The organism is Brachybacterium sp. Marseille-Q7125 (assembly GCF_023062615.1).
Lineage (GTDB): Bacteria > Actinomycetota > Actinomycetes > Actinomycetales > Dermabacteraceae > Brachybacterium.
In genome coordinates this window covers 12744-38670 of the sequence record NZ_JALLAL010000031.1, presented here as the reverse complement: position 1 = coordinate 38670, position 25927 = coordinate 12744, and the positions used below count along the sequence as shown (strand labels likewise).

The window sequence follows — 25927 nt, the reverse complement described above, 5'->3', positions numbered from 1 at the left end:
AAATCGCTGAATCTGCCTCTTCGATCTGTTAGATAACCGGCAACTACCTTTCCATTCTTTGTCCAAACGCCTTCCACAATAACTGCCCCCGGGTGGCTGCTCGCCAGCGTCGGATGTGTATAAGCGACACCTACCCCCCCACCGGCACCAGCGGCCACCACCAGGTCACTCCCCCGGCCCCCGCCACGCCGACGTTCGCCATCACGGCAAGCCCGGCGATGATCGCAAGCGCCGCCCCGAGGGGTTTCCACAGCGGCGGGGCGGGGCGATCGTCGGGCCGCGGGGGCTCGAAGCGGCCCATCACCAGCACCACGAGGCCCGTCAGCGCCAGCAACACGAGCGCCCACAGCGGCCGGGTCGCCCACCACAGCCCGCTCAGCGGCTCGGGCAGCAGCGCCGTCGCCCCGAGGCCGAGCAGCAAGTAGGCAAGGCCCACCATGACGGTCAGGTGCCACAGGAACCAGGTCATGATCCGCAGGTTCACCATGACGGTCACCATCCACACGCGCGGCCTCGCGAGCAGCGCCTCGAGGGGCTTTTCGAGACTGAGTACGAGCCCGGCCTGCAGCATCCCGAGGAACGCCATGGTGACGCGGGTGGGGCTGGAGTTGGAGATCGCATCGGCCGCGGAGGAGATCATCGACACGGGATAGGGGCCAAACGCCACGAGAGCGAGTAGCCCGATCGCGCCGATCGCGGCAAGCAGCATCCGTCGGCCGATCCCGGCGAGGCGACCATCCAGCCACGCGTAGCCGACCTGGTGGAACGCCGCCCACACCAGCAGGTAGTTCGGGTAGCCGAGCAGCGGCTGGTCCAGGCTGATGCTCAGCGCATCCACCGCTCCGGCGAGCGCGACACCGCCGACGATGGACCACCAGCCGTAGCGTTCCCACAGCACCAGGCACGGCGGGGCCGCGAGGATCACCATGAGGTAGGCGGCGAGGAACCACGTGGGGATCAGCGCCATCTGGCTGGCAAAACCGACCGTCGCGGGATCCGCGCCGGCCAGCACCGCGACCACGGCGATCACCAGCCAGGCCAGCAGCAGCGGGATCAGGGGGATGCCCAGGCGGCGCAGGCGCGTGCGCAGCCACTGGGCGTAGCCGACGCCTTTACGGCGGGCCGAGCGCCAGGACAGGGCATTGGAGTAGCCGCCCACCAGGAAGAAGATCGGCATCACCTGGAACACCCAGGTCAGCGGATGGGTCCAGCGCGCTTCGTCGAGCACGCCGTGGGGCTGGATCCCGCCGGTGGGGTCCACGGCGATGATCGTCCAATGCCCCAGCACCACGACGGTGATCGCGGCGGCGCGCAGGAAGTCCACGACGCGGTTGCGGCTCGCGGGCGTTTGCGCGTCGATCCTCTGCGCCCTGGTCATCGGCCGATCCGTCATCGCGCGTCCCTCCCCTCGGGCGCGCGCCGCTCGCGGCCCTGGTGAAGGAGCCAATCTATCCGAGGGCGGGCGGGGCACCCCGCGATCTGCCATCCTCTCCCCATGAGCCGCGATGCCCAGCACCCCGATGAGTCCCTGACCCCGGCCGCCTACTGGGAGCAGCGCTACACCGACGCGGATCGCGTCTGGTCTGGGAAGGTGAACGCCACGATGGCCGATGTCGTCGGCCCCCTCACCCCCGGCACCGCGATCGATCTGGGCTGCGGGGAGGGCGGGGATGTGCTGTGGCTGGCCGAGCAGGGCTGGCACGCGACGGGACTGGATATTTCCCCCACCGCCGTGGAGCGCGGGCGCGCCGAAGCCGCCGCGCGGGGGCTCGAGCAGGCGCGGTTCGAGGCCGTGGACCTCGAGACGTGGCGCCCGGAGCCGGGGACGTCGGACCTGGTGACCGCGTCGTTCTTCCAGTCGCGGGTGGCGCTGGACCGGATCGCGATCCTGCGCCGAGCCGGGACAGCGCTCCGCCCGGGTGGGCATCTGGTGATCACCGCGCATGCCGGGCCGCCGTCGTGGAGCACGGAGCACCGCTTCACGCTGCATCCGGCCGCGGAGCAGCTGGAGCAGCTCGCGCTGCCCGAGCCAGAGTGGGAGCTGCTGATCGCCGAGGATCGTGAGCGCCCCGCCACGGCGCCCGACGGATCGGCCGGGCATCACCTGGATGCACTGGTGGTGGCGCGGCGCAGGTGACGTCGTGGTGGCGCGGCGCCGGTGGGGCCGATGGGTGCGCGGCCGCGCGACCATCGGCCCTGGTCCCCGGGCGGTCATCGGCCATGGTCCCGGCCCGCCCGGCCCGGCGCGCCGTAGAATCTTTGCATGTCACCGGCGTCATCTGATCCTGCCCCGGCCCGTCCGCTCGCGAAGCTCGACAAGGCCGCCTACGAGAAGGAGCTCAAGCGCCTGCAGGCCGAGCTCGTGGCGATGCAGCAGTGGGTGATCGAGCGCGGCGAGCGGATCATCATCATCTTCGAGGGTCGCGATGCGGCGGGGAAGGGCTCGGCGATCAAGCGGATCACCCAGTACCTGAACCCGCGGCACACCCGGATCGTGGCGCTGCCCGCGCCGACAGAGCGGGAGCAGACCCAGTGGTATTTCCAGCGGTACGTGCAGCATCTGCCTGCCGCGGGGGAGATCGTCATCATGGACCGCTCCTGGTACAACCGTGCCGGGGTGGAGAAGGTCATGGGGTTCTGCACGGAGCAGCAGTACCACCGTTTTCTGCGGCAGGCCCCGGATGTGGAGCGGATGCTCGTGGAGGACGGGATCCGGCTGCTGAAGTACTGGTTCTCGGTGTCCGATGAGGAACAGGAGGCGCGTTTCCGCTCCCGGGCCCAGGATCCGATGCGCCGCTGGAAGCTCTCCCCGATGGACGTCGAGTCGATCACCCGCTGGGAGGACTATTCGCGGGCGAAGGATGCGATGTTCGCGGCGACGGACCTGCCCGGCGCCCGCTGGGTGACCGTGGAGAGCGAGGACAAGAAACGCTCACGCATCAACGTCATCGCCGACATCCTGCAGCGCATCCCCTGGGAATACGTGGAGCCGCAGAAGATCGAGATCCCCGAGCGGCCCGCCGAGCGTGAGGACGGGTACCAGCGGCCCGACCGCTCCGGGTACGTGTATGCCGAGGATGTGGCCGAAGCGCTTGCGCGGCCCCGCGGCTCGCGCGGGAAGAACGGCAAGGGTGCGAAGGCCCGGAAATCAGCGAAACAGGTGGCGTCGGGGCCGACGGGGAAGAAGCGGTCCTGAGGCGAGTCCGGGTCCACGGCCCCTGGCGGGTGCATCGGCCGCGGCCCCCATCCGCGGCCGACCCCCAGGGGCCGGACCCGGGTCCCGTCCTCACCCCCTCGGTGAGGTCCGCACCCAGTACCTGGAATCTATGACCGATCCGTCACCAGCGCGATGGGGCGGACTGCACGGGGAGAACTCCCCATCGGCGACGGGCCAATGGGGAGTTCGCATCACACGCCGTCGCGAGGCCCCCGTACATCCGGCGGCGTAAGCCGGTAGCGGGTGGTCCGGTCGCCCTGACCGCCTTCCATCGTCACGATCCCATCGAGGAGTGGCTCGCGCAGCGCCCAGCGCAACTGTGCGGGGCTCAGCGCGGTCCGCTCCTGGAGCTCGCGGAAGGAGAGGGGGCCCGCCTTCTTCAGCACGGCCCACACCTGCTCCCCATTGCGAGTCTGGAACGACGCCGGGACCTCATCGACGATCCGGGTCACCAGGTCCTCAGTGCGCTGCGCCGACGGGAGAGGAAACTGGACGGGTCCGACCATGACATCGCGTTCAGGGCGCCAGAGCAGAGCCTTGAACTGCACTCCGGTGTCGATGAGCTGCGGCCTCGGCAGCCCGCGGTCGGCGGTTGACCGGAAGACCTCGCGGATCCCTCCGCCTTCTCCTTCGATGATCGACGCACCATCGGCCGTGCGCAGCTTCTTCGCCATCTGATAGAGCCGCTGGTTGACCGCCGCCTGGGCGTGCTCCTCGCTCTCCAACTGATCCAGCGCCACCCCGCGCAGCCCACCGGGGCTCTGGATGAACAGCGCCCGCGGCGTGAGGCGCACCTGCACTCCTTTGCCCATGCCGAGCGTGTTCGGACCCAGGTCACGATGCACCAGGGCATTGGCGAGAAGCTCCCGCACCGCATTCATCGGCAGCTCCGTCACGGTGTCCATGTGGCCGTCTGCGCGATATCCGGTGATGGTGTCCAGGTTGGTCAGCGCCCAGCCCAGGAGGTCATCGAGCAGCACGGGCAGTGGCCCGGTGAAGTCCTGGAGGTTGCGGGTGCGCGGCTGTCCCTCCCCGCCGCGCAGCTGGACGGCGGCCGTGACTGTGAGCCCCGGATAGCGGCCCTGGGGGTAGTCGCCGAGCGCATAGAGACCCGCAAGCGTCGGCTCCCCCTGCGCAGTGATCACGCTGGTGCGGCGGAGTATCTCCTCATCGGTCCGCTCCCGCAGCCGCCGGTCCCGCTCCCGGGCTGTGGCCAGGTAGGAGCGGACCAGGTCTGGGTCGAGGTCCTCGACGGTGAGCCCAATCGCCGGGGTGAGGTCGTAGCTGACCTGCTCCTCGGTGTGGAGGCGAGCGACCTCCAGCATGCGCAGCTCGTGGTCCTGCATCCGGTAGTCGCCGTCGGACTGGCGCAGATATGCGCTGCCGCCGAATCGGGCCGGCCGCTCCGTGATGGGCAGCGGTGCGACGTGGACCAGGAGCACCCGCTTCCCCTCCACAGTGACAGTCTGGGATGTGAGCTGCGGGCTCGGACTCACACTGAGGCGCGCCTGGCTGGTGATGCCCGCCTCGAGCGCGGCTTCATCGTCGGTACCGGTGATGGTGAAGGCCCCGCCCTGTTCGTCGATCCCCAGGATGATCGTGCCCCCAGCAGGCATATTGGCGAAGGCGCAGAGGGTCTCGCCGAGCTGGGGGACTCCCCCGCTGGCCCGCTTGACCTCGATGGAGGTCGTATCACCGCGGCGTTCTCGCAGCTCATCCAGGACGTCCTGCAGATACTCTTCCGACCAGACCACACTGTCAGAGTAGCAGTCACACTGTCAGAGTGTCACCGATATCGGCGATGAATGACACTCTGCAGGGCATTCACAATGACACTCTGACAGTCTGCGAGATGGCGCCCCCACGCTCACCACTCGTAGCGCAGGTCCCGGGTGGGGCCGACGGAGGGCACATCCCGCAGCTGCCCTACCTCGTGTCCGGCCTCCCACCGTCCGGGCCGTACGCCGATCAGCTCGAGCAGCAGCGGGGTGACGTGCTCGCTGCGCAGCACGCTGCGGTCGGCCACCTGCTTGCGCAGGCGCTCCGCAGCGCCGTCGGGCCCCACCGCATGCAGGGCGAGGAAGGAGCGGCGCACCTGCACCTCGTCCTCGCCGTGGCCGCCCTCGTCCTTGTGGCCGTGGTCGGTGACCACGGCGATCAGCCACTCCTCCCCCAGCTGCTCGTACCGTTCACTGACGGCCTTGACCAGGTAGCGGGTGTGCTCATCGACGTCACGGATGGCCTGGCGATACTCCTCCCCAGTGGAGCCGTGAGCGTGCCCGGCCTCATCGACGCCCTCGAAGTACACGAACGCCGCATCGGGGCCCTCATGGTTCAGCGTCCAGGCGGCGCGGGTGCGCACCTGCTGATCGGCGCTGCGGCAGCCGCGGGAGAAGTCGGTCGCGGCGAACAGCTGGTGCTGCCCGCCGATCTGCTGATCCACCCGCTGATGGATCACGGGCCCGGCACTCGTGGCCGAGACCAGCGCATCCCACGTGCTCGCGGCGAAGGTGCGCGCCGCCGGATCGGCGAAGAACACCTGGGAGAGGAGGTCCGGGGTGCGGGCCAGACGGTGCCCCACGAACTCGTTCCACCACACATTGTTCTGCTCATGCGTGGTGCCGGTCAGCAGCGAGGCCCAGCCCGGCCCGGAATCGGTCGGCGGAGTCATCCACACCGGCAGGATCGCCCCGCCGTCCACGAGGCGCGCGAGGGTGGGCGCGAGGGGGTCGGCGGGCGCGGTGGGTGCGGTGGCGGGCTCAGCGACCGGGTCCGACGGGGGCTCGGCGGCGGGGTCGGCATCGACGGCTGGCTCAGCGGCAGGGGCCGACGGGGACTGCGCGGCGGGCACCGGCTCCGCGGCGAAGCGCGGGTCGGCCGGGTGGTCGGGCTCGGCGAAGCCGGGCACGCGGTCCATCACCGCGGGTAAGGCGAGGTCGATCCGCACCCCGTCCAGGCCGATGAGCAGGAGTTTCATGAGGGGTCCTCCGGGTTGTGGCGGTCAGCGGGCCGGGTCAGGCGCAGGGTGAGGATCTGGAAGGGCCGCAGGCGCAGCGGGATGCTCTGCACCTGCTCAGCCGGGTGCAGCTCGCCAGACCGCTGCTTAGCCGACCGCTGCTCGCCATCCTCCGCGGGCAGCGGCTCGCCCTCGCCCGGCACAGCGCGGACGTCAATCTGCGGATCCTCGAGGTCTTCTTCGAGGGGACTGACCTCGCGGACGCGCTCAGCGGGCATCCCCAGGTGCAGGTGAGTGTCCACATGGCCGCCGTGGCCCTCGTGCAGACGCAGCACCATATCGCCGCTGCCGTCACGGGCCGGCAGCACCGCATCCACATGCACGCCCGGGTCCTCAATCCAGGCGGCCTGCAGGATCCCTGCCGACGCGGCGCCTTCCTCGCGGGCAGCACCGGGGTCACCAGCGGCCCCCGCATCCCGCACGGCGCCGACGGCAGCCTCTGCCTCTGTGCCTGCCTTGCTTTCCACGAGCCGCAGCGGCAGGTGCATCGCCTCGGCGGCGTGCACCGCGCTCACCGGGTCCGCATCGGCCAGCAGGGCGTAGCGGATGGTGCGGCGGGAGCGGTCGGCGCGCGGGTCGGGCCAGTTCGGCGAGCGCAGCAGCGACAGGCGCAGCAGCACCTGCGCGCCCGCCTCAGTGCCCGGCCAGCCGGTGCCGAGCTCCCCCGGCTCCTCTGTCTCACTCGGGGCGGATCTGCCGGGCAGCGCGTCGTAGCCGTAGCCGCCGTCGGTCAGCAGCGCCGCGCCATAGCCGGGTTCGGCGGCGAGCACCCAGCGCTGCATCGGCAGTTCGAAGCGGGCGAACTCCCAGGAGGTGTTCTCGTGGAAGGGACGGGCCAGGTGTCCGAACTGGATCTCCGCCCGATGCTCCGTGGCTGCGATTGCGAGCGGGAACGCGGCCTTGACCAGGGTTTCCCGCTCGCCCCAGTCCACCTCCAGGCGCAGGTCCACGCGGCGGGCATCGGCCTCGAGGGTCACGTGCTGAATGGTTTCGGAGTCGCCCAGGCGGCGTCGGATCTCCACGCTCGCGCGCAGCTCAGAGGCCTCCACCAGGCGCAGCTGCGTCGGCTCCCCCACCCGGTCCTGGCGTGCCCCGCGGTAGTGGCGGTCCACGTCCCAGGCGTCGAACTCATTGGGCACATCTTGGAACATCTGCAGCTCATTGGCGCGCGCCCCGGCGGGCAGCAGCTCGCGCCCGGCCGTCAGGTCCCGCACCGCATCCAGCGTCCCATCGGCCGCGATATGCACGCTGAGCTGGCCGTTGTCCAGGGTGATGGTGCCATCCGCGTGCTGCTCGGCGCGCACCTCCTGCCGGGGCTCGCAGCGCACCTGCGCGAGCGGGGCGAGCGCCGAGCCGGGCACCTCCACCAGCTGCGGCCCCTCGGCCGTCTCCACGATCCCGCGGCGCCGGTGGCCGCCCGGGTTCAGCACCCGCGGCGCGGTTCCGGTGCCCAGCAGGGCGAGGCCCTCGGCGGTGATCGCCTCTGCCTGCTCGAGCATGCGGGCGTAGTCTTCGCGGGCTTCGCGGTGCACCCAGGCGATCGAGCTGCCGGGCAGGATGTCGTGGAACTGCAGCAGCAACGTGCGCTCCCACAGCCGATCCACCGCCGCGACGTCCAGCTCGCCCGCGCCCTGTCGCGTCACGAGCGCCCACACCAGCTCGAGGGTGCGCAGCGCCGCCTCCATCCGCCGGTTGCCCTGCTTCATCTCCAGCTGGGAGGTGAAGATCCCGCGGTGGAACTCCAGGTACAGCTCGCCGCGGTAGGTCGGGGCGGCCGACGCGTATTCGGCGCGCAGCTCGTCGAAGAAGCCGTCGGGGTCCCCCATGCGCAGGCGCGGGGAGCCGTCGAGGTTCGCGCGGCGGCGGGCCCGCTCGATCATGTCCGCGGTGGGTCCGCCGCCGCCATCGCCGTAGCCGAAGGGAATGACCTGCAGGCTCGAGCGACCCTTCTCGCGGAAGTTCCGTTCCGCGGCGGCGATCTCATCGGCTGTGAGCATCGAGTCGTACATATTCACCGGCGGGAAGTGGGTGAGGATGCGGGTGCCGTCGATCCCCTCCCACCACATACTCGAATGCGGCAGCTGGTTGGTGCGGCTCCAGGAGATCTTCTGGGTGAGGAAGCCGGTCAGCCCCATCTGCCGGGCGATCTGCGGCAGCGCCGCGGTGTACCCGAAGGAGTCCGGCAGCCACAGGGTGCGCGAACGCTGCCCGAAGACCCGGTCGAAGTACCGGATGCCGTGGGTGAACTGGCGGATCAGCGCCTCCCCGCCGGGCATCATCGCATCGGACTCCACCCACATCCCGCCGGAGGGGAACCAGCGGCCCTCCGCCACAGCCGCGCGTACGCGCGCGAAGATCTCCGGGTGGTCCTGTTCGAGCCACGCGTACTGCTGGGCGCTCGTGGCGGTAAACGTCAGCTCCGGATACTCCTGCATCAACGCAGTGACGTTGGAGAAGGTGCGGGCCACCTTCCGGGCGGTCTCCCGCACCGGCCACAACCACGCCGAATCGATGTGCGCATGGCCGATGGTGATCGCCTCGAGCGCGGAATCCGCGGCGGGGGCGGCGAGCGCGGGGGCCAGGACCGCGCGGGCGCGCGACGCGGTGGCGGGCACATCGTGCAGGTCCACAGCATCGATCGCGCGGTCGAGCGCCTCGGTGATGTGGGCGCGGCGTGGGGAGTGCTCTGGCAGCTCGGGCACCAGGTGGCGCAGGACGTCCAGGTCGTGCAGGAGCCCCCACACTGCGGGCCGACGGGTCACGAACCGGGCCTCGCGCAGGGAGTACAGCAGTTCGGGGCCCGCGGTGAGACGGTCGCCGATCTCGGTGGGGATGGTGCCGTGCTCGAACAGGTCCGGGTTCGCTGCCGCCTCCAGCAGGTAGGTGACGTGCTGCCCGGCCGGGGCGGTGACGGGCACGGTGCGGTTGCGGGAGTTGATGGCCTTCAGCGGCACGAGATCCGCATCGCGCAGCAGGCCCTCGCACTGGTTGCCCGGCCAGTCGTCCTTGAAGCCGAGGTCCGCCTCCAGCAGCACCGGACCATCGGCCGCGGGCACCTCCCCCTCGAGGCGGAAGAACCACGTGGACCAGGCCCGGCCCCACGGGTACGGGAGCTGGACGGCGGTGCACTCCTCGGCCGGCGGGACCTGCTGGACGTCGATCGGCTCACCGTCGCCGGGAACCTGCCACACGCGCACGCGCAGCGGCCCCAGATCCTCGTGCACCGCAGGGGTGATGCGTTCGGTGAGCGCCCGGTCCACGCGGGCCAGCACCCGCTTCTCGTCGTGGTGCATCGGGGTCTCAGCGCAGGTAGGAGAGCTCGGGGAAGGTGTGCGCGGCGCGGTCCAGGGCTTGCCGGGCCACGCCCACGCCGTCGATCAGCGGGTGCAGGGCCAGGGCCTCGACCGCGAGCTCGCGCGACCCCTCGAGCGCGGCGCGGATCACGGTGCGCTCCACATGCTTCACGGTCGAGACCAGGCCGCGGGCGTGATCGGGCAGCGGGGAGACGGGCAGCGGGCGGGCACCCTCGGCGTCCACCTCGCAGGGCACCTCCACCACGGCGTCCTCGGGGAGGAAGCCGATGGTGGAGCCGTTGCGGACGTTGAGGATCAGCTGGGCGCGTTCTCCTTGGCCGATGGCGTGCATGATCGCCAGGGCCACGCGGTCGTAGCCGCCGGATTCGAGGTCCTCCTCGTCGCGGTCCATGCCGCCGGCGGCCTCGCGGGACGTGGCCATGTAGGTCTCCTCCCGGTCGCGCCGGGTGCGCTCCCACAGCTCATGAGCCTCACGGGGGCTGGCGTCCCGGGCCTCGCGGTAGAACGCGGCCTGCTGCTGGGCGAGGTACACGCCGCGGGTGTGCTCAGCGGCGGCATCGGCATGCAGCAGCTCGCGCGCATAGTAGTAGTAGTGCAGGTATTCGTTGGGGATGCAGCCCAGAGTCTGCAGCCACTCGGCACCGAACAGGCGACCCTCTTCGAAGTCCTCCAGCAGCGCGGGCTGTTCGAGCAGGCGCGGCAGCACATCGGTGCCGTCCACCTCGATGCCCTGCAGCCAGCCCAGGTGGTTCAGCCCCGCGTAATCCAGGCGCACCTCGCCGGTGCCGACGCGCGCCGCGGTACCCGGGGAGACGACGCCGCCATGCTCGAGGGCGGTGATCGCGCGGCGGGCCAGGCCGATCGGTGAGTCGCAGATCCCCAGCACGCGGTCCCCCAGCACGGTGCGGGAGGCCTCGGTGATGATGCCGGCGGGGTTGGTGAAGTTGATGAGCCACGCCTCGGGGGCGGTCTCGGCGATCGTGCGGGCGATCTGCAGGGCGACCGGCAGGCCGCGCAGCGCATAGCTGATGCCGCCAAAGCCCGTGGTCTCCTGGCCGATGATGCCGACCTCGCGGGCGATCTGCTCATCGGCTGCGCGTCCGGCGGTGCCGCCCACCCGGATGGCGGAGAACACAAAGTCTGCGCCGCGCACCGCCTCGGCGAGGTCCTCGGTGAGCACGACCGCGGGAGCGTCGGGGCGGTCCCCGGCGAGGTCGGCGAGGATCTTCGCCATGGCGCCCAGACGCTGGGGGTCGGTGTCGTGCAGGCGCACCTCGCTGATGCGGGCGTCCGAGGTGTCAGCCAGCAGTGTGCGGTAGACGAGGGGGACGCGGAAGCCGCCTCCGCCCAGCAGTGCGAGTCTCATGGGGGGATGACCTCCGTGGAGTGGGCGGCGGCATGTTCGGCCAGGGGCGCGGGCAGGGGCTGATCGGTGACCACCGCGTCGACGGCGGCCAGGTCGATGGCGCTGTAGGCACCGGTGCCGGGAATCTTGCTGGCATCGGCCAACAGCAGCGAGGAGCTGGCGGCCCGCAGGGCGGCGCGCTTGACGGCAGCCTGGCGGGTGTCGGTGTCCCGCACGATGCCCTTGTCGCTGATGCCGGCGCAGCCCAGGACCGCGCGGTCGATGTGCAGGGCGCCGAGCGCACGCTCCACCTCGATGCCCTGGGTGCAGCGGTATTCGCGGTTGTAGTCCCCGCCCAGGACGATGAGGTCGATGCCCGGGGAGGCTCCGAGTAGGTCCACGACCCCGAGGGAGCTGGTGATGACGGTGAGCTCACGGCCGATCAGCTGACGGGCAAACTCGTAGGTGGTGGTGCCGACGTCCACGAACAGGGTCTGCCCGTCATGGATCAGGGCGGCGGCCGCCGCGGCGAGGGCCTGCTTGGCCTCGCTGTTGCGGGAGAGCACCTCGGCGAAGGGGTCGTCGATCGCGGGACCGGTGGCGTGATCGCTCACCGGGGAGGAGTCCGGGGCGGTGCTGGCGGCGCCGCCGGTCGCACCGGATGCAGACCCGGCAGCAGCGGCGCCGATGGGTGCTGCTGCCCCCTGCTCTGCGTGTGGCTCCACACTCGGCACCGCGTCGGCGCGCGCGGGGTGCAGCCGCGCCCCGCCGAAGACACGCTCGATCGCACCGTTGGCCTCGAGAGCGTCCAGGTCGCGCCGCACGGTGGCGGTGGAGACGCCCAGCAGCTCGGCAATCTCCTGCGTGGACAGCACGGTACGCTCGCGCAGCAGTGCTTCGAGGGCGGAGAGGCGGGCGATCCGGATCACGTCTCCACCCTAGTAGCGACCCCACCGACAAGCAACAAAGTCGCGCAACGTCGCTCACGGCTGCCCCGGTGACCGCTTAGCCACTTCTTCACTTGATGTTCATCTATGCGCGCCCTTGACAGTTTTTGATTGCAAATCCACACTGTGGATCGTTACGTCGTCGGAGCAGCGGCGGCAGTGGCGGGATGGATCCCGCCACCGCCCCGCTCCCCCACCGAACGGAGAGCAGATGTCGTCACCGCCGACGATCACGCCGACCTCGAGCCCCACGGTCCCCGCGGACGCTCCTGCGCGGCGCGACCTGCTGGCCGTGGGCGAGCTGTTCCTCGACGTCCTCTACGGTCCGCTCGAGCGGGCACCGCGTCTGGGCGAAGAGCTGCACACCGACCGCGCCGCCCTCGTCCCCGGCGGGATCGCGAACTTCGCGCGGGCCGCCGCGGCGCTCGGGGCCCGCACCGCCGTCGCCGCTCCCGTGGGTGACGGGGATGCCGCCACCGCCCTGGTGCGCGCCCAGCTGCAGGCCGAGGGCATCGCCGTGGACGCCCTGCAGGTGCGGCCCGGCTGGGCACTGCCGATCACCTCCGCGATCGCCTATGACGGGGACCGTGCCCTGGTCACCGGCGGAGCGGACCGCAGCGGCGCGCATCGCATCACCCCGGACACCCGCGGGGCCGACGCCGTCGCGGTCCACCTGCACCTCGAGGACATGCCCTGGCTCGCGGGCACTGAGGGCAGGGTCTTCGCCGACGTCGGCTGGGACCCCACCGGGCGCTGGGACCGGGCGATCCTGCGCCACCTCGAGCACTGCTTCGCCATGCTGCCCAACGCCGAGGAAGCCCAGGCCTACACCCGCACCGACACCCCCGAACAGGCCGTGCGCGCCCTCGCCGAGCTGGTGCCGGTGGCAGTGGTGACCCTCGGAGCCCGCGGAGCGCTCGGGATCGACGCCCGCACCGGAGCGCAGGTGCACGTGGAGGCGCTCGACCTCGGGCCGGCCGATGCCACCGGTGCCGGCGACACCCTGGGCGCCGCGCTCATCGTCGGCTTCTCCCTCGGCTGGGAGCTGCCCGCAGCTCTGGAGCTCGCGACTCTCGCCGCCACCGCCCGTGCCGCTGGTGTCGCCGGACCCGGCCGCATCCCCGCGCTGCCGCAGCTCGCCGAGCTCGCCCGCGCCCATGACCTGCCCCTCGTTGACCGTCTCGACGAGGTGCTGCGCAAGGACCCCCGCTCCGAGACCACCCCCGCCACCTTCGACACCTGCACGTCCGACCGTTCCACCCCCGCCCCCGCTCATCACCTGTCAGGAGATCTGTCATGACCGCTTTCCGTCCCCATCGCCGCTCCGTCCTCGGCGCCAGCGCGCTGGCCGCCATGGGCCTGCTGGCCGCCTGCTCCACCTCCACCACCGGGAAGTCCGGCGGTTCCGACGGCGGCGGTGCCGGCGGTGGCCAGAACACCATGTGGTACTGGCCCGAGGGCTTCGACGAGAAGATCATCAGCGCCGTGCAGGAGAAGTTCCCCGAGGCGGGATTCTCCCAGGTCATCCAGGGCGGCGACTTCAAGCAGAAGCTGCAGACCACCCTGCAGGCGGGGTCCGGGCTACCCGCCATCACCGGCATCAAGGGCGAGGACATCGCGTTCTTCAAGTCCGTCCCCGAGTACTTCGTGGATCTCAACACCCTGGGCGCCGAGGACAAGAAGGGCGAGTACCTGGATTGGAAGTGGGAGCAGGCCACCACGACCGACGGCAAGCAGCTGGGCATCCCGATCGACATCGGCCCCACCGCCCTGTTCTACCGCTTCGATGTCTTCGAGGAAGCCGGACTGCCCGCGGATCCCACGGAGCTGGGTGAGGCCATCACCGAGTGGGATGCGCTGTTCGAGATGGGCAAGAAGCTGCAGGAGAAGGACTCCGAGACCTACCTGCTGCGCAACCTCGCCGGCGTGTTCGACTATGCGCGCCGCCAGTCCGGCAAGGCGTTCATCGACGAGTCCGGCACCTTCATCGGCGCGGAGGAGCACGTCCGTCACGCCTGGGACCTCGCCGTCTCCGCCCACGAGATGGGCATCAACGCCGCGCTGGACTCCAACACCGCCGACACTGCCGCGATGGTCGCCTCCGGCAAGCTCCCCGCCGACTTCGGTGCCTCCTGGCACCTCGCGGACCTCATCGTCGACGCCCCCGACACCTCCGGGAAGTGGCATGTGACCACCCACCCCGGTGAGGCCACCAACCAGGGCGGCTCCTTCCTCGGCATCCCGGAGGGCGGCACGGAGGATCCCGAGCTCGCGCTCGAGATCATCTTCGAGATCCTCAGCGCCCAGAACCTCGCCACCGAGTACACGCACTCCGGCAACTTCCCGGCGAACATCGGTTCCTTCGACACCCCGGAGGTCACCGGCGAGGTCGAGTTCCTGGGCGGCCAGGTGGCCTCGGAGGTCTTCTCCGCCGCCGCCGAGCATGTGCGCCCGCTGTTCGAGGACTCCCGCGACGGCACCGTCGGCGCCCCGTTCTGGGCCCAGCTGACCGAGGTCGAGGCCAGCGGCAAGGACCCCGAGACCGCGTGGAACGACGCCGTCAAGGAGGCCACGCGCCTGGCCGAGCAGAACGGCGTGAAGGTCGACTGATGACCCTCGCGGATCCACGATCGACGCCCCCGCCGCCGCGGACCGTGTCTCCGCGGCGGCGGGGACGCCCCATCCCCCACGAGCCCGGGACCCTCGTGCTGCGCGGCAGCCGCGCAACCAAGGCGTATGCCGCCCTGTCGCCGTACTTCCTGCTGTTCCTCGTCTTCGGCGCGATGCCCATCGCGTTCACGATGGCGCTGGCCTTCACCGACTGGCGGGGGCTGGGCAGCTGGAACATCATCGGCCTGGAGAACTTCCAGTACCTGCTCACGGATCCGCTGTTCCGCAAGGCCCTGGTCAACACCCTGATCCTGTGGGTGATGTCCACGGTGCCGTGCCTGACCCTCGCCACGCTGGTGGCCCTGGGCCTGCATTCCACGGTGCGGTTCTCCACCGTGTACCGCGTGGCCTACCTGGTCCCCAACATCACGTCGCTCGTGGCGATGGGCATCCTGTTCAGCTCGATCTTCTCCTCCAACTTCGGCATCGCCAACGCCCTGCTGAACGTGATGGGTCTGGACTCGGTGCGCTGGCTGCAGACTGAATGGGGCATCAAAGTCGCGATCGCCTCGCTGTCCGCCTGGAGCTTCGTGGGCTACAACGCCCTGCTGATCCTCGCGGGCCTGCAGTCGATCAACAAGGAGGTGTACGAAGCGGCGCAGCTGGACGGCGCCGGGCCCGTGCGCACCTTCTTCTCGATCACTCTGCCGCTGCTGCGCCCGATCGTCACCTTCGTGACCATCATGTCCACCATCGGCTCCCTGCAGTCCTTCACCGAATCCCAGGTGCTCACCAGCTCCCTGGGCGGCGGCGCCGCGAGCGCCGGCGGCGTCGGAAACTCGGGGCTGACGATGGTGCTGTACTTCTACTCGGTGGCCTTCCAGGAGAACCGCTACGGGTACGGTGCCGCGATCGCCTGGGGCGTGATGGTGGTGGTCATCGTCTTCACGATCATCAACTGGTTCGCCACGAGGGAGCGCCGCTCATGACCCTCACCAGCCCGGAGGGCACCCTTCAGAGCGCCGACGGGACCGCGTCCGTGGGCCCCCGTCGGCCCGCTGCGCGGAACCGACCCGCTGCGCGCCGTCGCCCGGTGCGTCGGCTCCTGCCGGGGTTCGTGCGCCATCTGCTGCTGGGGATCGGCGCGCTCATCGCGCTGTTCCCCCTGTACTGGATGTACGTGCTGTCCAGCCACCGCTCGGCGGCGATCTACCAGTTCCCGCCGCCGCTGTGGTTCGGCGACAAGATGGCGGAGAACTTCTCCACCGTCATGAACACGGTCAACGTGTTCGGCGCGATGGGCAACACCATCATCGTCGCCACCACCGTGACGGTGCTGGTGCTGCTGATCGACTCGCTGGCCGCTTTCGCCTTCGCGAAGTTCTCCTTCCGGGGCAAGAACCTGCTGTTCCTCGTGGTGATGGCGACGTTCCTGCTGCCCTCCCAGCTCTCCACGATCCCGCAGTTCCTGTTCATGGCGAAGATCGGCTGGGTGGGGCAGCTGCAGGCCGTGATCGTGCCATCCCTTGCCGGGGCGTTCGGGATCTTCTGGCTGCGCCAGTACTTCCAGAACTCCGTGCACCTGGAGCTGATGGAGGCTGCGACGCTTGACGGCTGCGGGTTCCTGCGCCAGTACTGGCATGTGGCGCTGCCCTCGGCCCGCGCGGCCCTATCGTTCCTGGCGATCTTCACGTTCATCGGCTCGTGGAACGACTTCATGTGGCCGCTGATCGTGCTGAACAACCCCGACCAGCTCACCTTGCAGGTGGTGCTCTCGCAGCTGCAGACCACCCACGGCACCGACTACGGCATGCTCATGACCAGCGCCGTGATCGCCGTGACCCCACTGCTGATCGTGTTCGTCATCGGGGCCCGGCAGTTCATCAACGGGATCACCGACGGTGCGGTGAAGTGAGGGAGTAAGGGATAGCCCCGGCACGGCCCGGCCCCGAGAACGGGGCCGGGCCGTGCGAGACCTCAGTCCACCGGGCTGCTCGCCGCCGCGGTTCCGTTGGCGGTTTCGAGCGAGGCCACCAGGCGCACAGTGGCGCCGTCAGCGGCCTCCCCTGCCAGCTCGACGGTGATGCGGTGGTTTCCTCCGCGGTGCTCGGTGGCATCCAGAGCGCCCAGCACCGTCGTGCCATCCCACAGGTAGGCCCGCACGGTGCCAGCGCGCGCCAGTCGCACCTGCGCGTTCACCACGCCACCGGAGCGGTGCACGTTCTCCAGCAGGAGCGAGCCGCTGGGCAGCGCCGGTGCACCGCCCAGGCCCACCCCGTCGGAGGCGGACTGGTGGATCGACCCGGGGGACTCCACTGACCGGGCCGCAGAATCCGGGATGCGCGGCTCCACCGGAGCCTCCTTTCCCGCGGCGAGGTCCGGCAGCTCAAGCACGCCCCAGCGATACGGATCCGCCTGCACACCCGGGAAAGTGGACCAGCCGATGCGGGACTGACCAGTCTGGTCCTGCGTGTCGGAGTCGTAGACCACCACGTTGAAGCCGATGTTCGTGGGGTCGATGCCATCAGGCAGCTCCGCGAACGGGATCGTGGTCTCGAGGACATACCCGCTGTACGGCTCGGAGATCGACGCGGCGATGCGCACGCTCGGGGCGGTGTCCGCGATCGGCCCCTGCCGGTTGTCGTGGTCGCGTCCGGCGACCGGGTCCCCGATGCCACCATCCACATCCGTGCCGGGCAGAACCCCGAGGATGAAGGTGGTGGCCGTGTGGTCCGAGGTGCCGCGCGGATCGATCATGATCTCCACGGAGTCGGTGCGGAACCGCTGCTTGTTGTCCTCTGGCGGCAGCAGCGCGCCGAGGGTGTCGTCCACGACCTTCACGAACACGTGCAGGGCTTCGTCGTCATAGGTCACCCAGGTGCTCCCGGAGGCGTCCTCCGGCGTCACCTCCTCGCCCTCCCACAGCGTGCCGATGTCGATCGGCTCGCCGGGGTATTCGGCCTCGCCGCGCACGGCATCCACCTCGACCCCTTCGGTGCGAGCGGCCACGAGGCGCGGCACCAGGTGAAGGCCCTGAGCGGTGGGCGCCGCGATGCCCGCGGCGCTCGCCGTGACCGTCACCGGGTAGACGCCGCCGTCCGGGGCGCGGTTCGCCGTCGGCAGGTCAGCATCGGTGTTCTCCACCCGCACGCTCACGCGCTTCTCATCACCCGCGGGGATGGCCTCGACCAGCAGCTCCGCCGGTTCGGCGACGATGCCGTCGGGCAGGTCGAGGGTGACCTCCGCGTCCTGCGTCTTATCAGAGTGGTTGCGCACCACGATCTCGAACTCCTCGGCACTGCCGCTGGGCAGGGACCGACGGGTGGGCACCAGCGCATCCAGGCGCTGCATCCCCAGCTCAGCCGTCCACTCGAGGAAGGCGGCGATCTCGGGGCGGTCGGCGATGCCGGCCTCGACCGGGCCGGCCGTGCGCAGCGGGAGCACGTTGAAACCCTCGCCCTTGCGGCTCGTGACCCGGGCAGTGACCAGCACGTGCTCCCCCGGCGTCGCGTCCTGAGGAGCGGTGAGGGTGAAGGTCGCGGTGCGGCTCTGCTTCGCGGGCACGGTGCCGATTCGGCCATTGCCCTCCACGCTCCACCCCTCAGGCACCTCGAGCTCAACGGCCGCCTGAGGCAGGGCACTGCCGGGGGAACCGAGCGCGACCTCCACCTCGAACGGCACGCCGGGCAGCACCGCGAAAGTGTCCGAGGTGATGTCGAGGGTGGTGCCCAGCGGCAGGCCCCCGTCGATCGGCAGGGTCGCGCCCTCCAGCGCGGCGGTGTCGGAGCTGGTGGGCTCCGCCAGCGGGGTGCGGGAGCCGATCAGGGTGAACCAGGCTACGGGGATCTTCTGCGGGTCCGTAGGGGAGGGCGGGATGACATGCCAGCCCTGCGTGCGGTACGTGTGGACGGAGTCATCGCGGACGGCGCTCCAGCGCTTGCCGTGACGCTCAGATTCAGTGCCGTTCCAGGTGCCGTAGACGACGTCGCTCGGAACGACGGGCTTGAAGCCCTGGGCCACGGCATCCGGCCCGGTGCTCGAGGTTCCGTTGGAGCCGGAGCGTAGGAGCCGCGCCGGGGCGAAGGGCTCGAGCCCCTCCTCGAAATGCTGGGGGAAGATGTCCTCGCGGCCAGCCAGCAGGTACGCCTCGACGGCGAACATCGCGGCTTGCTGATGATTGCCGTGATTGCCCTCGACGGCTGAGGGGTTCATCGTGACGATGACGTCCGGGCGGGTGGCCCGCACCACGCGGATCACGCGCGAGAGGATGTCCGCTCCGCCCCACACCTCGTAGCTGAGCGGCGCGGACAGGGTGTAGAAGAAGTCCACCGCATCGAGGTTGAAGACGTGCTTGATGCCCGCGTATCCGACGGCGGTGCGCTCTTCCTCCTCGCGGATCAGACCTAGTGCCGGCCCTTCCTCTAGGCCCACGGCGTTGCCACCGCCCTCACCGCGGGTGATGGTGATGACCCCAGCCTTCTGGTCGTGGAACTCATCCCACTGGCCGAAGGCCGCCAGGGTCCACGCCTCATCGTCGGGGTGCGCGCCGATGTACAGCACGTCCAGGTCCACGGTGCCGTCGGCCAGCGCCCGCTCCATCGGCGGCAGGCCGCTCAGGTCCAGGGCGGTCGCCCCGGCGGCAAGGCCCAGGACCGCGCTGCCCTGGAGCAGGCGCCGACGGGACAGGTGCGGGGTGGCGAGGGTGGGGGTGGCGGAGCCGTTCATGGGTCCTCCTTGATGGGGCAGCGCTGCGATGCACCGCATGGCAGGGGTTTCGGGGGTCGTGAGGGGAGATGGGTACCACCCCCGCGGCAAGCAGCCCTGCTCGCCGCGACGGCATGAGTCAGCACCCGTGGGTGCCGGGATGGTGCACGTCAGTGGTGACCAGCGTCCGATCGCATCGCGAAAGTGCCCTGGGCGCGGCGCCGACCCTGCACCGGGTGATCAGGGACGATGTCATCGAGAAACATGTAGGGACCCCGGGTGTAACCGGCCCGGAGGTCACCGGCCTGCGCGGCGGTTGACAGAGAGCCCCACCAGTCCACAATGTCGCCCCATCCGGGGGCGGCCAGTGAGCCGCCGAACTGCTGGACGGCCAGCGCCGAGCAGAGGGAACCGAACTTCAGTCGCTGCTCGAGCGGCCATTCGGCGAGGGTCCCCAGCACCAGGGCAGCAGCGAACACATCGCCTGCGCCGGTGGTGTCGATCGCGGTCACCGGGACCGCTGGGCAGAAGGCCTCCTCCCCCGTGGTCTGGTCGATCGCGTAGGACCCGTCGACCCCGTCAGTTACGACGGCCAGGGGCACCAGCTCCGCGATGGCGCGCACCGCACGGTCCGGACTCTCAGTCCGGGTGTAGTTCATCGCTTCGACGGCGTTGGGGGTGAAGGCATGGCAGTGAGCCAGCGGGGCGAGATCCGCGGGGTCCCAGCGGCCCGTCTCATCGAAACCGATATCGGCGAACACCTTGGTGTCACCGGAGGTGAATCGTCCCCACCAGTCCGTCTCCCCCGCGAGGTCCACGACGGCGGCGCGGGCGGCCGGTGCGTGCTGGACGAGGCGGGACATCGGCTCGGGGCTGTCATGTCCGTGGGTGACCATGGCCCGGTCCCCCTGAGCCGCGATGGAGCAGGTGAGGGCGGAATGGAAGTCGGGGAAGCGCTTCGAGGCGGAGAGGTCGATCCCCTCTTCCTCGCTCATGGTGTGCCACATCCAGTCCGCGTAGGCGTCGTCGCCGAATCCGGCGACGAGCCCGGTGCGCAGGCCGAGGCGAGCCGCGGCCACCGCGAGGTTGGCGATTCCTCCGGGGCTGGAGCCCAGCCCCTTGGACCACAGCTCCTCTCCGGGTTCGGGCAGACGATCCAGCCCGGTGAAGACGATGTCGAAGAACACGGTCCCGCTGAGCAGGACGTCCAGCGGAGGATCTTCCGGTCGCCGCTGTGAGGCCAGGGGGTCCCAGTCCGCCGGGCAGGCGGACTGCGGCGCGGCGGCGCCGGGCTGGGGCGCCGCGGGGTCGGGGTGGTGGTCGGTCACTTGGCGACTCCTTCAAGCATTCCGCGAATGAAATGTCGTTGCAGGAACAGGAACAGGATCACGGTGGGCAGCGCGACGATCACCGCGCCCGCGGAGAGCAACGCGATCTCCGCGGTGTACTGGCCCTGGAAGTTCGATAGGCCCAGCGGGGCGGTGCGCAGGCGCCCTCCGGGTGCCATGACCAAGGCGATGAGGAACTCGTTCCACGTCCACATGAACGTCAGGACGAGCAGCGTGACGATCGCCGGGCGGCTGGCGGGCAGGAGCACCCGCAGCAAGGCCCGCACCGGACCGGCACCGTCGAGCGCGGCGGCTTCGAGCAGGCTGCTCGGCATGGCACGGAACTGGGCTCTGAGCCAGAAGGTCCCGAAGGCCACCGACTGCGCCACCTGTGGCATCGCAATGGCGAAGTACGTGTCCGTGAGCTGCAGCGTGCGCAGGTCGAAGAACAGCGGGATGACCGTCGCCTCGGCGGGGATCATGAGCCCCAGCAGGAACAGGTAGAACAGCACGGTGGATCCCGTGAAGCGCATGGTCCCGAAGGCATACCCGGCCAGGACCGACAGGACGGTCGCCAGGCCCACCACGATCACGGCCACGAGCACGGAATTCTTGAGGGAGCGGCCAAATCCTCCGATGGTCCAGGCGTCCACAAAGTTGGACAGGTAGATGCCGTCGGGCTCACCCAGCGGCGCCGAGATGGAGGTCAGCAGGATTCCCAGCACCGGCGTCAGGGCAAAGGCCGCGAAGCCGATGAGGATGATGTAGTTCAGGGCTGTCTCGCCCTTGGTGACTCTCATGACTCGCGCTCCCCGATCCGGGTGACGCCCACGTTGATGAGGAAGATCAGCACCGTCAGTACGATCGCCACGGCCGAGGCAGAGCCCACCTCCCGCAGGTCGAAGGCGCGGAAGTACACCTCGAAGCTGGGCACGGTGGTGGCATTGCCGGGGCCACCCGAGGTGGTCATGTACACCAGGTCAAAGGTCTTCAGCGCCGCGATGATGGTGAGCACCAGTGCGACGGTGATCTCTCCGCGCACCGCGGGCAGCGTGATGGCGAAGAATTCTCGGACCGGTCCGGCTCCGTCGAGGCGGGCGGCCTCGAACTGCTCCGCGGGGATGCGGCTCATGCCGGACAGCATCAGGAGCATCACCAGGCCCATCTCCACCCAGGTGCCGATGAAGCCGACGGCTGCCAGGGCCGTTCCGGGATCCCCGAGCCAGCCGCGGGCCAGTCCGTCCAAGCCCACCGCGCGCAGGACGGTGTTGAGCAGCCCGTGGGGTGCGTAGATCTGCCGCCACGCCACCGCCACGACCACCAGGGCGATCACCTGGGGCAGGAATACGACGGTGCGGAAGAAGCCCATGCCTCTCACGTGCCCGCGGCGCAAGATCGCCGCCAGCACGAGTCCCACGATCAGGGGGATCACCGCGTAGAAGACGATCAGCACCAGGGCGTTGAGGATCGCTGCCCGGAAATCTGCATCTCCGGCGAGGTCCGTGTAGTTCTGGAGTCCTACGAAGGTGGAGGAGCCGAAACCCTTCCACTCATACAGCGAGAACTGCGCGGCCCGCGCGAGCGGGTACAGCGCGAATGCTCCGTACACCAGCAGCGCTGGAAGCAGGAACATGTAGGGGGTGATCCGCGAACGGACCACCGCACTGGGCCGTGACGGCATGGATCAGGACCCCTCGGTGAACTCGCCGTAGTCGTCCTGGAGCTTCTGCGCCGCATCGGCCGGCTCCGTCTGACCGCCAATGACCTCCTGGAGCACCGCACCACCGGTGTCCGCGAACGACGGGGTCGCGTAGTCGAGGTACGGCAGCAGCGTGCCGTCGTGGGAGACGGCGTCGAAGGCCTCGTAGATGTCCTTGTTAACGCCGCTGTCCGGGGCGAGCTCGGCCGTGCGGTTCACGGGCATGCCTCCGGCCTCGGCGATCAGATCCATCGCCTCATCGGAGGTGATGTAGTCGATGAACGCCGCCGCGGCGTCCGCGTTCTTCGCCGCCGCCGGGATGGAGAAGGGGATGCCGGTGCCGCCGGTGGTGGCGGCCGTCCCATCCTTACCGGCCGGGGGTGCCATGAACCGCAGGTCCTCCTTCATGACGGCTTCCATGTCCGGACCCAGCCACGAGCCGCCGATGAGCAGCACGCCGGTGCCCTCGGTGAAAGTCGGCCAGGCATCGTCATAGCCCAGGCCGTTCGGGGAATCCCCGAACGCCTTGTCCTTCGCCCAGTCGGCCAGCTGCGTGAGGGCCGCGACGTTGTCGTCGCTGGTCCAGTCCGCACCGGCGTTGCCCATGCCGAGGGTCACGATCGTCTCGGCGTCCACGAAGTTGGCCTGTAGAGGTCCGAAGACGTGGAAGGCGGGCCACTTGTCAAGGTTGCCCAGGACGATTGGCTGTTCGTCCTTCTCCAGCGCCGTGTCCACGAGGGTGAACAGCTCATCCCACGAGGTGGGGGCTTCCACTCCGAGCTCATCTAGCTTCTTCTGGGAGTAGAAGATTCCGCAGATTTCTCCCGTCTGGGGGAGGCCGTACAGCTCGCCTTCGCCGAAGGTCACGCCATCCTTTGAGTACCGCGTCTTGGCGAGCACGGATTCGGTGAAGCGATCCTCCCAGCCATATGCCTCGGCGTAGCCGGTGAGGTCGGTGAGCAGCCCATCGGCCACGAAGGTGCCCATGTCACCGCGGGCGTTGTTGACCTGCAGCACGTCCGGAACGTCATTGCCGGATAGGGCGAGCCCGGTCTGCTGCTGCAGATCGTCATTGGACTGCGAGACCCGTTCGATCGTGATGTTGGGGTACTTCTCCTGGAAGCTTGCGATGAGCGATTCGATTGCGTCGTTCTGCGCGCCGCGCACCTCCTGGTCCCACATGACCAGCGTGACGTCGCCGAGCTCGGCGGGGTCCGTGACGATCTCATCGGCCTTGGGCGCCGGTGCGTCGCCGCCGCCGGATTCCGAGCCGGGGGCGCATGCGGCCGCGAGACCGACGCCGCCGATGATCGCCGTACTGGTGAGGAAGTTCCGTCGTCGCATCGTGACCTCCAGGGTGTTGCGCGCCGCATCGTCGCGGTCGCCGTCGTCCAACTGCGCCGCCTGTGTGGCGCAGACCACCAGCATGCCATGTTTTGTTCAGACCTGCATCAATCTGACAGAAGCTGCTCGAAGCTGATCGGATACTGGTAGCGTGACGCCATGTTGAGTGAGGAGCGCCACCGCGCGATCATGACCGCGGTCCGACGCACCGGCTCCGTCACGGTCACCGGGCTGAGCCGGGACCTGGCCGTCTCCGAAGCCACCGTGCGGCGGGACCTCGAAGTGCTCGCCCAGGACGGCCTACTGCGCCGGGTGCGGGGCGGAGCCACCTCCGTGCACGCCTCCGTCCGCCCCGAAGCTGACCCCCTCCCCTTCGCCGACGTCGCCACCCGCGCCACAGCCGCCAAGCAGGACGTCGCCGCTCGCGCCTGCGAGGTCATCGCTGATGGGGAGGTCATCGCCCTGGACATCGGCACGACGGTCGCGGCCATGTGCCCCCTGCTGGTGCACCGCTCCCTCACCGTGGTGACGGCATCGCTCGCCGTGGTACGCGCCCTGGCCCAGGCACCGCACGTGGACATCCTGGTGCTGGGGGGCCTGCTGCGACCTGACTATGACTCGATGGTGGGCGTGCTCACCGAATCTGCTCTCGCGCAGGTGCGGGTGGACCGGGCCTTCCTGGGCACGTCGGGCATCCGGCCCGATGGCACCGTTTTGGACTCCACCCCGAGTGAGGTGCCCGTCAAACGGCGCCTGCTCGAGGTGGCCACCCGCTCCTACCTGTTGGCTGACCACGAGAAGCTGCCGGGCTCCGGTTTCCTCGAGGTGGCCCCGCTGTCCCGCTTCACCGCCCTGATCACCGATCAACAACCTTGCCCGGACGACATCGCTCTCCCGGAGGGGGAGAGCGTGGAGGTGCTGCTGCCGTGAAACTGACGATCCTCGGAGGGGGCGGCTTCCGTGTCCCCCTCGTGTATGAAGCTGTCGCCACCGCCGCGACCGGACTGACGGTCAATGAGCTCGTGCTGCACGATGTCGACCCCGGCAGGCTGCGGACCATCACCGCGGTCATCGAGGGTCTCGGTGAGCAGCTGACCGCCGAGGGCCGGGCCGCTGCCCTACCCCGCCTGCAGGCCGCCACGTCCGTGGATGAGGCAGTGGCTGGCGCCGACTTCGTGTTCAGCGCGATTCGCGTGGGCGGATCTGAGAGCCGGACCATCGACGAACGCGTAGCGCTGGGGCTCGGGCTTCTGGGCCAAGAGACCGTGGGGCCGGGCGGGCTCGCCTATGCGCTGCGGACTATCCCCGTGGCCATGGAGATCGCCCAGGCCATCGCCCAGGGCGCCCCCGAGGCATGGGTCATCAACTTCACGAACCCAGCCGGGATCGTCACAGAGGCCATGCGCACCGTGCTCGGCGACCGCGTCGTGGGCATCTGCGACACCCCCATCGGGCTGGTTCGTCGCGTGGGACGACTCCTCGGCACGGACATCGTCGGCGATAGGGCCGCGACCTTCGATTACGTGGGGCTGAACCACCTGGGGTGGCTGCGTTCGGTCACGATCGACGGGCAGGACCGCCTGCCCGAGGTGCTCGGCTCCGATGACCTGCTCGAGGAGATCGAGGAGGCCCGGATCATCGGGAAGGACTGGGTGCGGGCCGACGGGGCGCTGCCAAATGAGTACCTGTACTACTACCTGCACACAGACGATGCCATCAGCCGCATCACGTCAGCGGCCACGACGCGGGGAGAGTTTCTGGCCAAGCAGCAGGGCGATTTCTACCTCTCCGCGCTGGAGGCCGTCGACGGACGCCCTGCTAAGGCCGGAGCGAGCCGGAGCGGGACCGCGTCAACGGGCGGATCGTGCTGTTCATCGCCGCTGGGTCTGTGGCAGTCCGCCCTGCATGAGCGCGAAGCGACCTATATGGCCGAAACCCGGGACGAGGCGCGCCGCGAGGAGGACATCGCCGGCGGCGGCTACCAGGAGGTGGCGATGCGTCTCATGACAGCGATCGCCACCGGTCGCCAAGAGCGGATGATCCTCGACGTGGGCAATGCCCCCGCCGGGTCGGACGCTCCAGCGGCGCAGCGCATCGTGCCCGTGCTCCCGGCGGACACCGTGATCGAGGTGCTCTGCGAGGTGGATGAGAAGGGCGTGCACCCGCAGCCTGTGGGGCAGGTCGAGCTGGGACGGCTGGGGCTCATGAGCACCCTGCGGGCCGCCGAGCGCAGCATCTGCGAGGCCGCCCGCACCGGGTCACGGGATGCCGCCTGGCAGGGCTTCTCGACGCATCCCCTGGTCAGCTCGCCGCAGCTGGGGGCGAAGCTGCTCGAGGGGTACGAGGCCGGGCACCCGCAGATCGCGGCACTGCTGACCCACTAAGCGGCCTGCTGACGCTCTG

19 protein-coding genes are annotated in these 25927 nt (G+C 69.7%); 8 read left to right on the top strand and 11 right to left on the bottom strand.

Annotated features, from left to right (window positions below; all coding sequences use genetic code 11):
• Positions 1 to 130: 130 nt before the first annotated feature.
• On the bottom strand, positions 131 to 1378 hold the full coding sequence (locus MU407_RS09130; RefSeq protein ID WP_246956819.1) for an acyltransferase family protein: 1248 nt from the start codon (positions 1376 to 1378) through the stop codon (positions 131 to 133).
• A gap of 117 nt (positions 1379 to 1495) precedes the next feature.
• On the opposite strand from MU407_RS09130, the gene MU407_RS09125 reads away from it, so the two are divergent.
• Together MU407_RS09125 and ppk2 are read left to right on the top strand one after the other, a co-directional pair.
• Positions 1496 to 2137 (top strand): class I SAM-dependent methyltransferase, encoded by a 642-nt coding sequence (locus MU407_RS09125; protein WP_246956817.1) that lies wholly within the window; start codon positions 1496 to 1498, stop codon positions 2135 to 2137.
• A gap of 126 nt (positions 2138 to 2263) precedes the next feature.
• A complete protein-coding gene (ppk2, locus tag MU407_RS09120) occupies positions 2264 to 3196 on the top strand; it encodes a polyphosphate kinase 2 (protein WP_102237192.1) in 933 nt (310 codons plus the stop codon).
• A 212-nt stretch (positions 3197 to 3408) separates the two neighbouring features.
• On the opposite strand, the gene MU407_RS09115 is transcribed toward ppk2, so the two are convergent.
• From MU407_RS09115 to MU407_RS09095, 5 genes are all read right to left on the bottom strand, one after another.
• Positions 3409 to 4971 (bottom strand): RNA-binding domain-containing protein, encoded by a 1563-nt coding sequence (locus MU407_RS09115; protein WP_246956816.1) that lies wholly within the window; start codon positions 4969 to 4971, stop codon positions 3409 to 3411.
• A gap of 113 nt (positions 4972 to 5084) precedes the next feature.
• Positions 5085 to 6194 carry an alkaline phosphatase family protein gene (locus MU407_RS09110; RefSeq protein WP_246956813.1) on the bottom strand — a complete coding sequence of 370 codons (1110 nt, stop codon included), beginning with the start codon at positions 6192 to 6194 and terminating at the stop codon, positions 5085 to 5087.
• Positions 6191 to 9526, bottom strand: a complete 3336-nt coding sequence (locus tag MU407_RS09105; RefSeq protein WP_246956812.1) for a glycoside hydrolase family 38 C-terminal domain-containing protein — start codon at positions 9524 to 9526, stop codon at positions 6191 to 6193. The genes MU407_RS09110 and MU407_RS09105 overlap by 4 nt, the downstream gene beginning before the upstream one ends.
• 7 nt (positions 9527 to 9533) lie before the next feature.
• Positions 9534 to 10913, bottom strand: a complete 1380-nt coding sequence (locus tag MU407_RS09100) for a 6-phospho-beta-glucosidase (protein WP_246956810.1) — start codon at positions 10911 to 10913, stop codon at positions 9534 to 9536.
• Positions 10910 to 11821 carry a DeoR/GlpR family DNA-binding transcription regulator gene (locus MU407_RS09095; protein ID WP_246956809.1) on the bottom strand — a complete coding sequence of 304 codons (912 nt, stop codon included), beginning with the start codon at positions 11819 to 11821 and terminating at the stop codon, positions 10910 to 10912. The genes MU407_RS09100 and MU407_RS09095 overlap by 4 nt, the downstream gene beginning before the upstream one ends.
• A 229-nt stretch (positions 11822 to 12050) precedes the next feature.
• Here MU407_RS09095 and MU407_RS09090 point away from each other — a divergent pair, with 229 nt between their 5' ends.
• From MU407_RS09090 to MU407_RS09075, 4 genes are read left to right on the top strand one after another with little or no spacing between them, the layout of a single operon-like run.
• Complete coding sequence (locus tag MU407_RS09090; RefSeq protein WP_246956808.1) at positions 12051 to 13139, top strand: PfkB family carbohydrate kinase; 1089 nt, start codon at positions 12051 to 12053, stop codon at positions 13137 to 13139.
• Positions 13136 to 14449 (top strand): ABC transporter substrate-binding protein, encoded by a 1314-nt coding sequence (locus MU407_RS09085; RefSeq protein ID WP_246956807.1) that lies wholly within the window; start codon positions 13136 to 13138, stop codon positions 14447 to 14449. The genes MU407_RS09090 and MU407_RS09085 overlap by 4 nt, the downstream gene beginning before the upstream one ends.
• The gene (locus tag MU407_RS09080; protein WP_102237186.1) at positions 14449 to 15438 is read left to right on the top strand and encodes a sugar ABC transporter permease; all 990 of its coding nucleotides are present in this window, start codon (positions 14449 to 14451) and stop codon (positions 15436 to 15438) included. The genes MU407_RS09085 and MU407_RS09080 overlap by 1 nt, the downstream gene beginning before the upstream one ends.
• Positions 15435 to 16364 carry a carbohydrate ABC transporter permease gene (locus MU407_RS09075; protein WP_246956806.1) on the top strand — a complete coding sequence of 310 codons (930 nt, stop codon included), beginning with the start codon at positions 15435 to 15437 and terminating at the stop codon, positions 16362 to 16364. The genes MU407_RS09080 and MU407_RS09075 overlap by 4 nt, the downstream gene beginning before the upstream one ends.
• Positions 16365 to 16426: 62 nt before the next feature.
• On the opposite strand, the gene MU407_RS09070 is transcribed toward MU407_RS09075, so the two are convergent.
• From MU407_RS09070 to MU407_RS09050, 5 genes are all read right to left on the bottom strand, one after another.
• Positions 16427 to 19174, bottom strand: coding sequence for a sugar-binding protein (locus MU407_RS09070; protein ID WP_246956805.1), 2748 nt, complete (start codon positions 19172 to 19174; stop codon positions 16427 to 16429).
• Between the two features lie 149 nt (positions 19175 to 19323).
• Positions 19324 to 20481 carry a PfkB family carbohydrate kinase gene (locus tag MU407_RS09065; RefSeq protein ID WP_246956804.1) on the bottom strand — a complete coding sequence of 386 codons (1158 nt, stop codon included), beginning with the start codon at positions 20479 to 20481 and terminating at the stop codon, positions 19324 to 19326.
• On the bottom strand, positions 20478 to 21281 hold the full coding sequence (locus MU407_RS09060; RefSeq protein WP_246956803.1) for a carbohydrate ABC transporter permease: 804 nt from the start codon (positions 21279 to 21281) through the stop codon (positions 20478 to 20480). Before MU407_RS09060 ends, MU407_RS09065 begins: the two co-directional genes overlap by 4 nt.
• A complete protein-coding gene (locus MU407_RS09055; RefSeq protein ID WP_246956802.1) occupies positions 21278 to 22162 on the bottom strand; it encodes a sugar ABC transporter permease in 885 nt (294 codons plus the stop codon). The genes MU407_RS09060 and MU407_RS09055 overlap by 4 nt, the downstream gene beginning before the upstream one ends.
• A 3-nt stretch (positions 22163 to 22165) precedes the next feature.
• Positions 22166 to 23608: an extracellular solute-binding protein gene (locus MU407_RS09050; RefSeq protein ID WP_246956801.1), complete on the bottom strand. Its 1443-nt coding sequence runs from the start codon at positions 23606 to 23608 to the stop codon at positions 22166 to 22168.
• Positions 23609 to 23683: 75 nt separating this feature from the next.
• Here MU407_RS09050 and MU407_RS09045 point away from each other — a divergent pair, with 75 nt between their 5' ends.
• Positions 23684 to 24454, top strand: a complete 771-nt coding sequence (locus MU407_RS09045; RefSeq protein ID WP_246956800.1) for a DeoR/GlpR family DNA-binding transcription regulator — start codon at positions 23684 to 23686, stop codon at positions 24452 to 24454.
• A complete protein-coding gene (locus MU407_RS09040) occupies positions 24451 to 25908 on the top strand; it encodes a 6-phospho-beta-glucosidase (protein ID WP_246956799.1) in 1458 nt (485 codons plus the stop codon). The genes MU407_RS09045 and MU407_RS09040 overlap by 4 nt, the downstream gene beginning before the upstream one ends.
• The last annotated feature ends 19 nt before the right edge of the window (positions 25909 to 25927 follow it).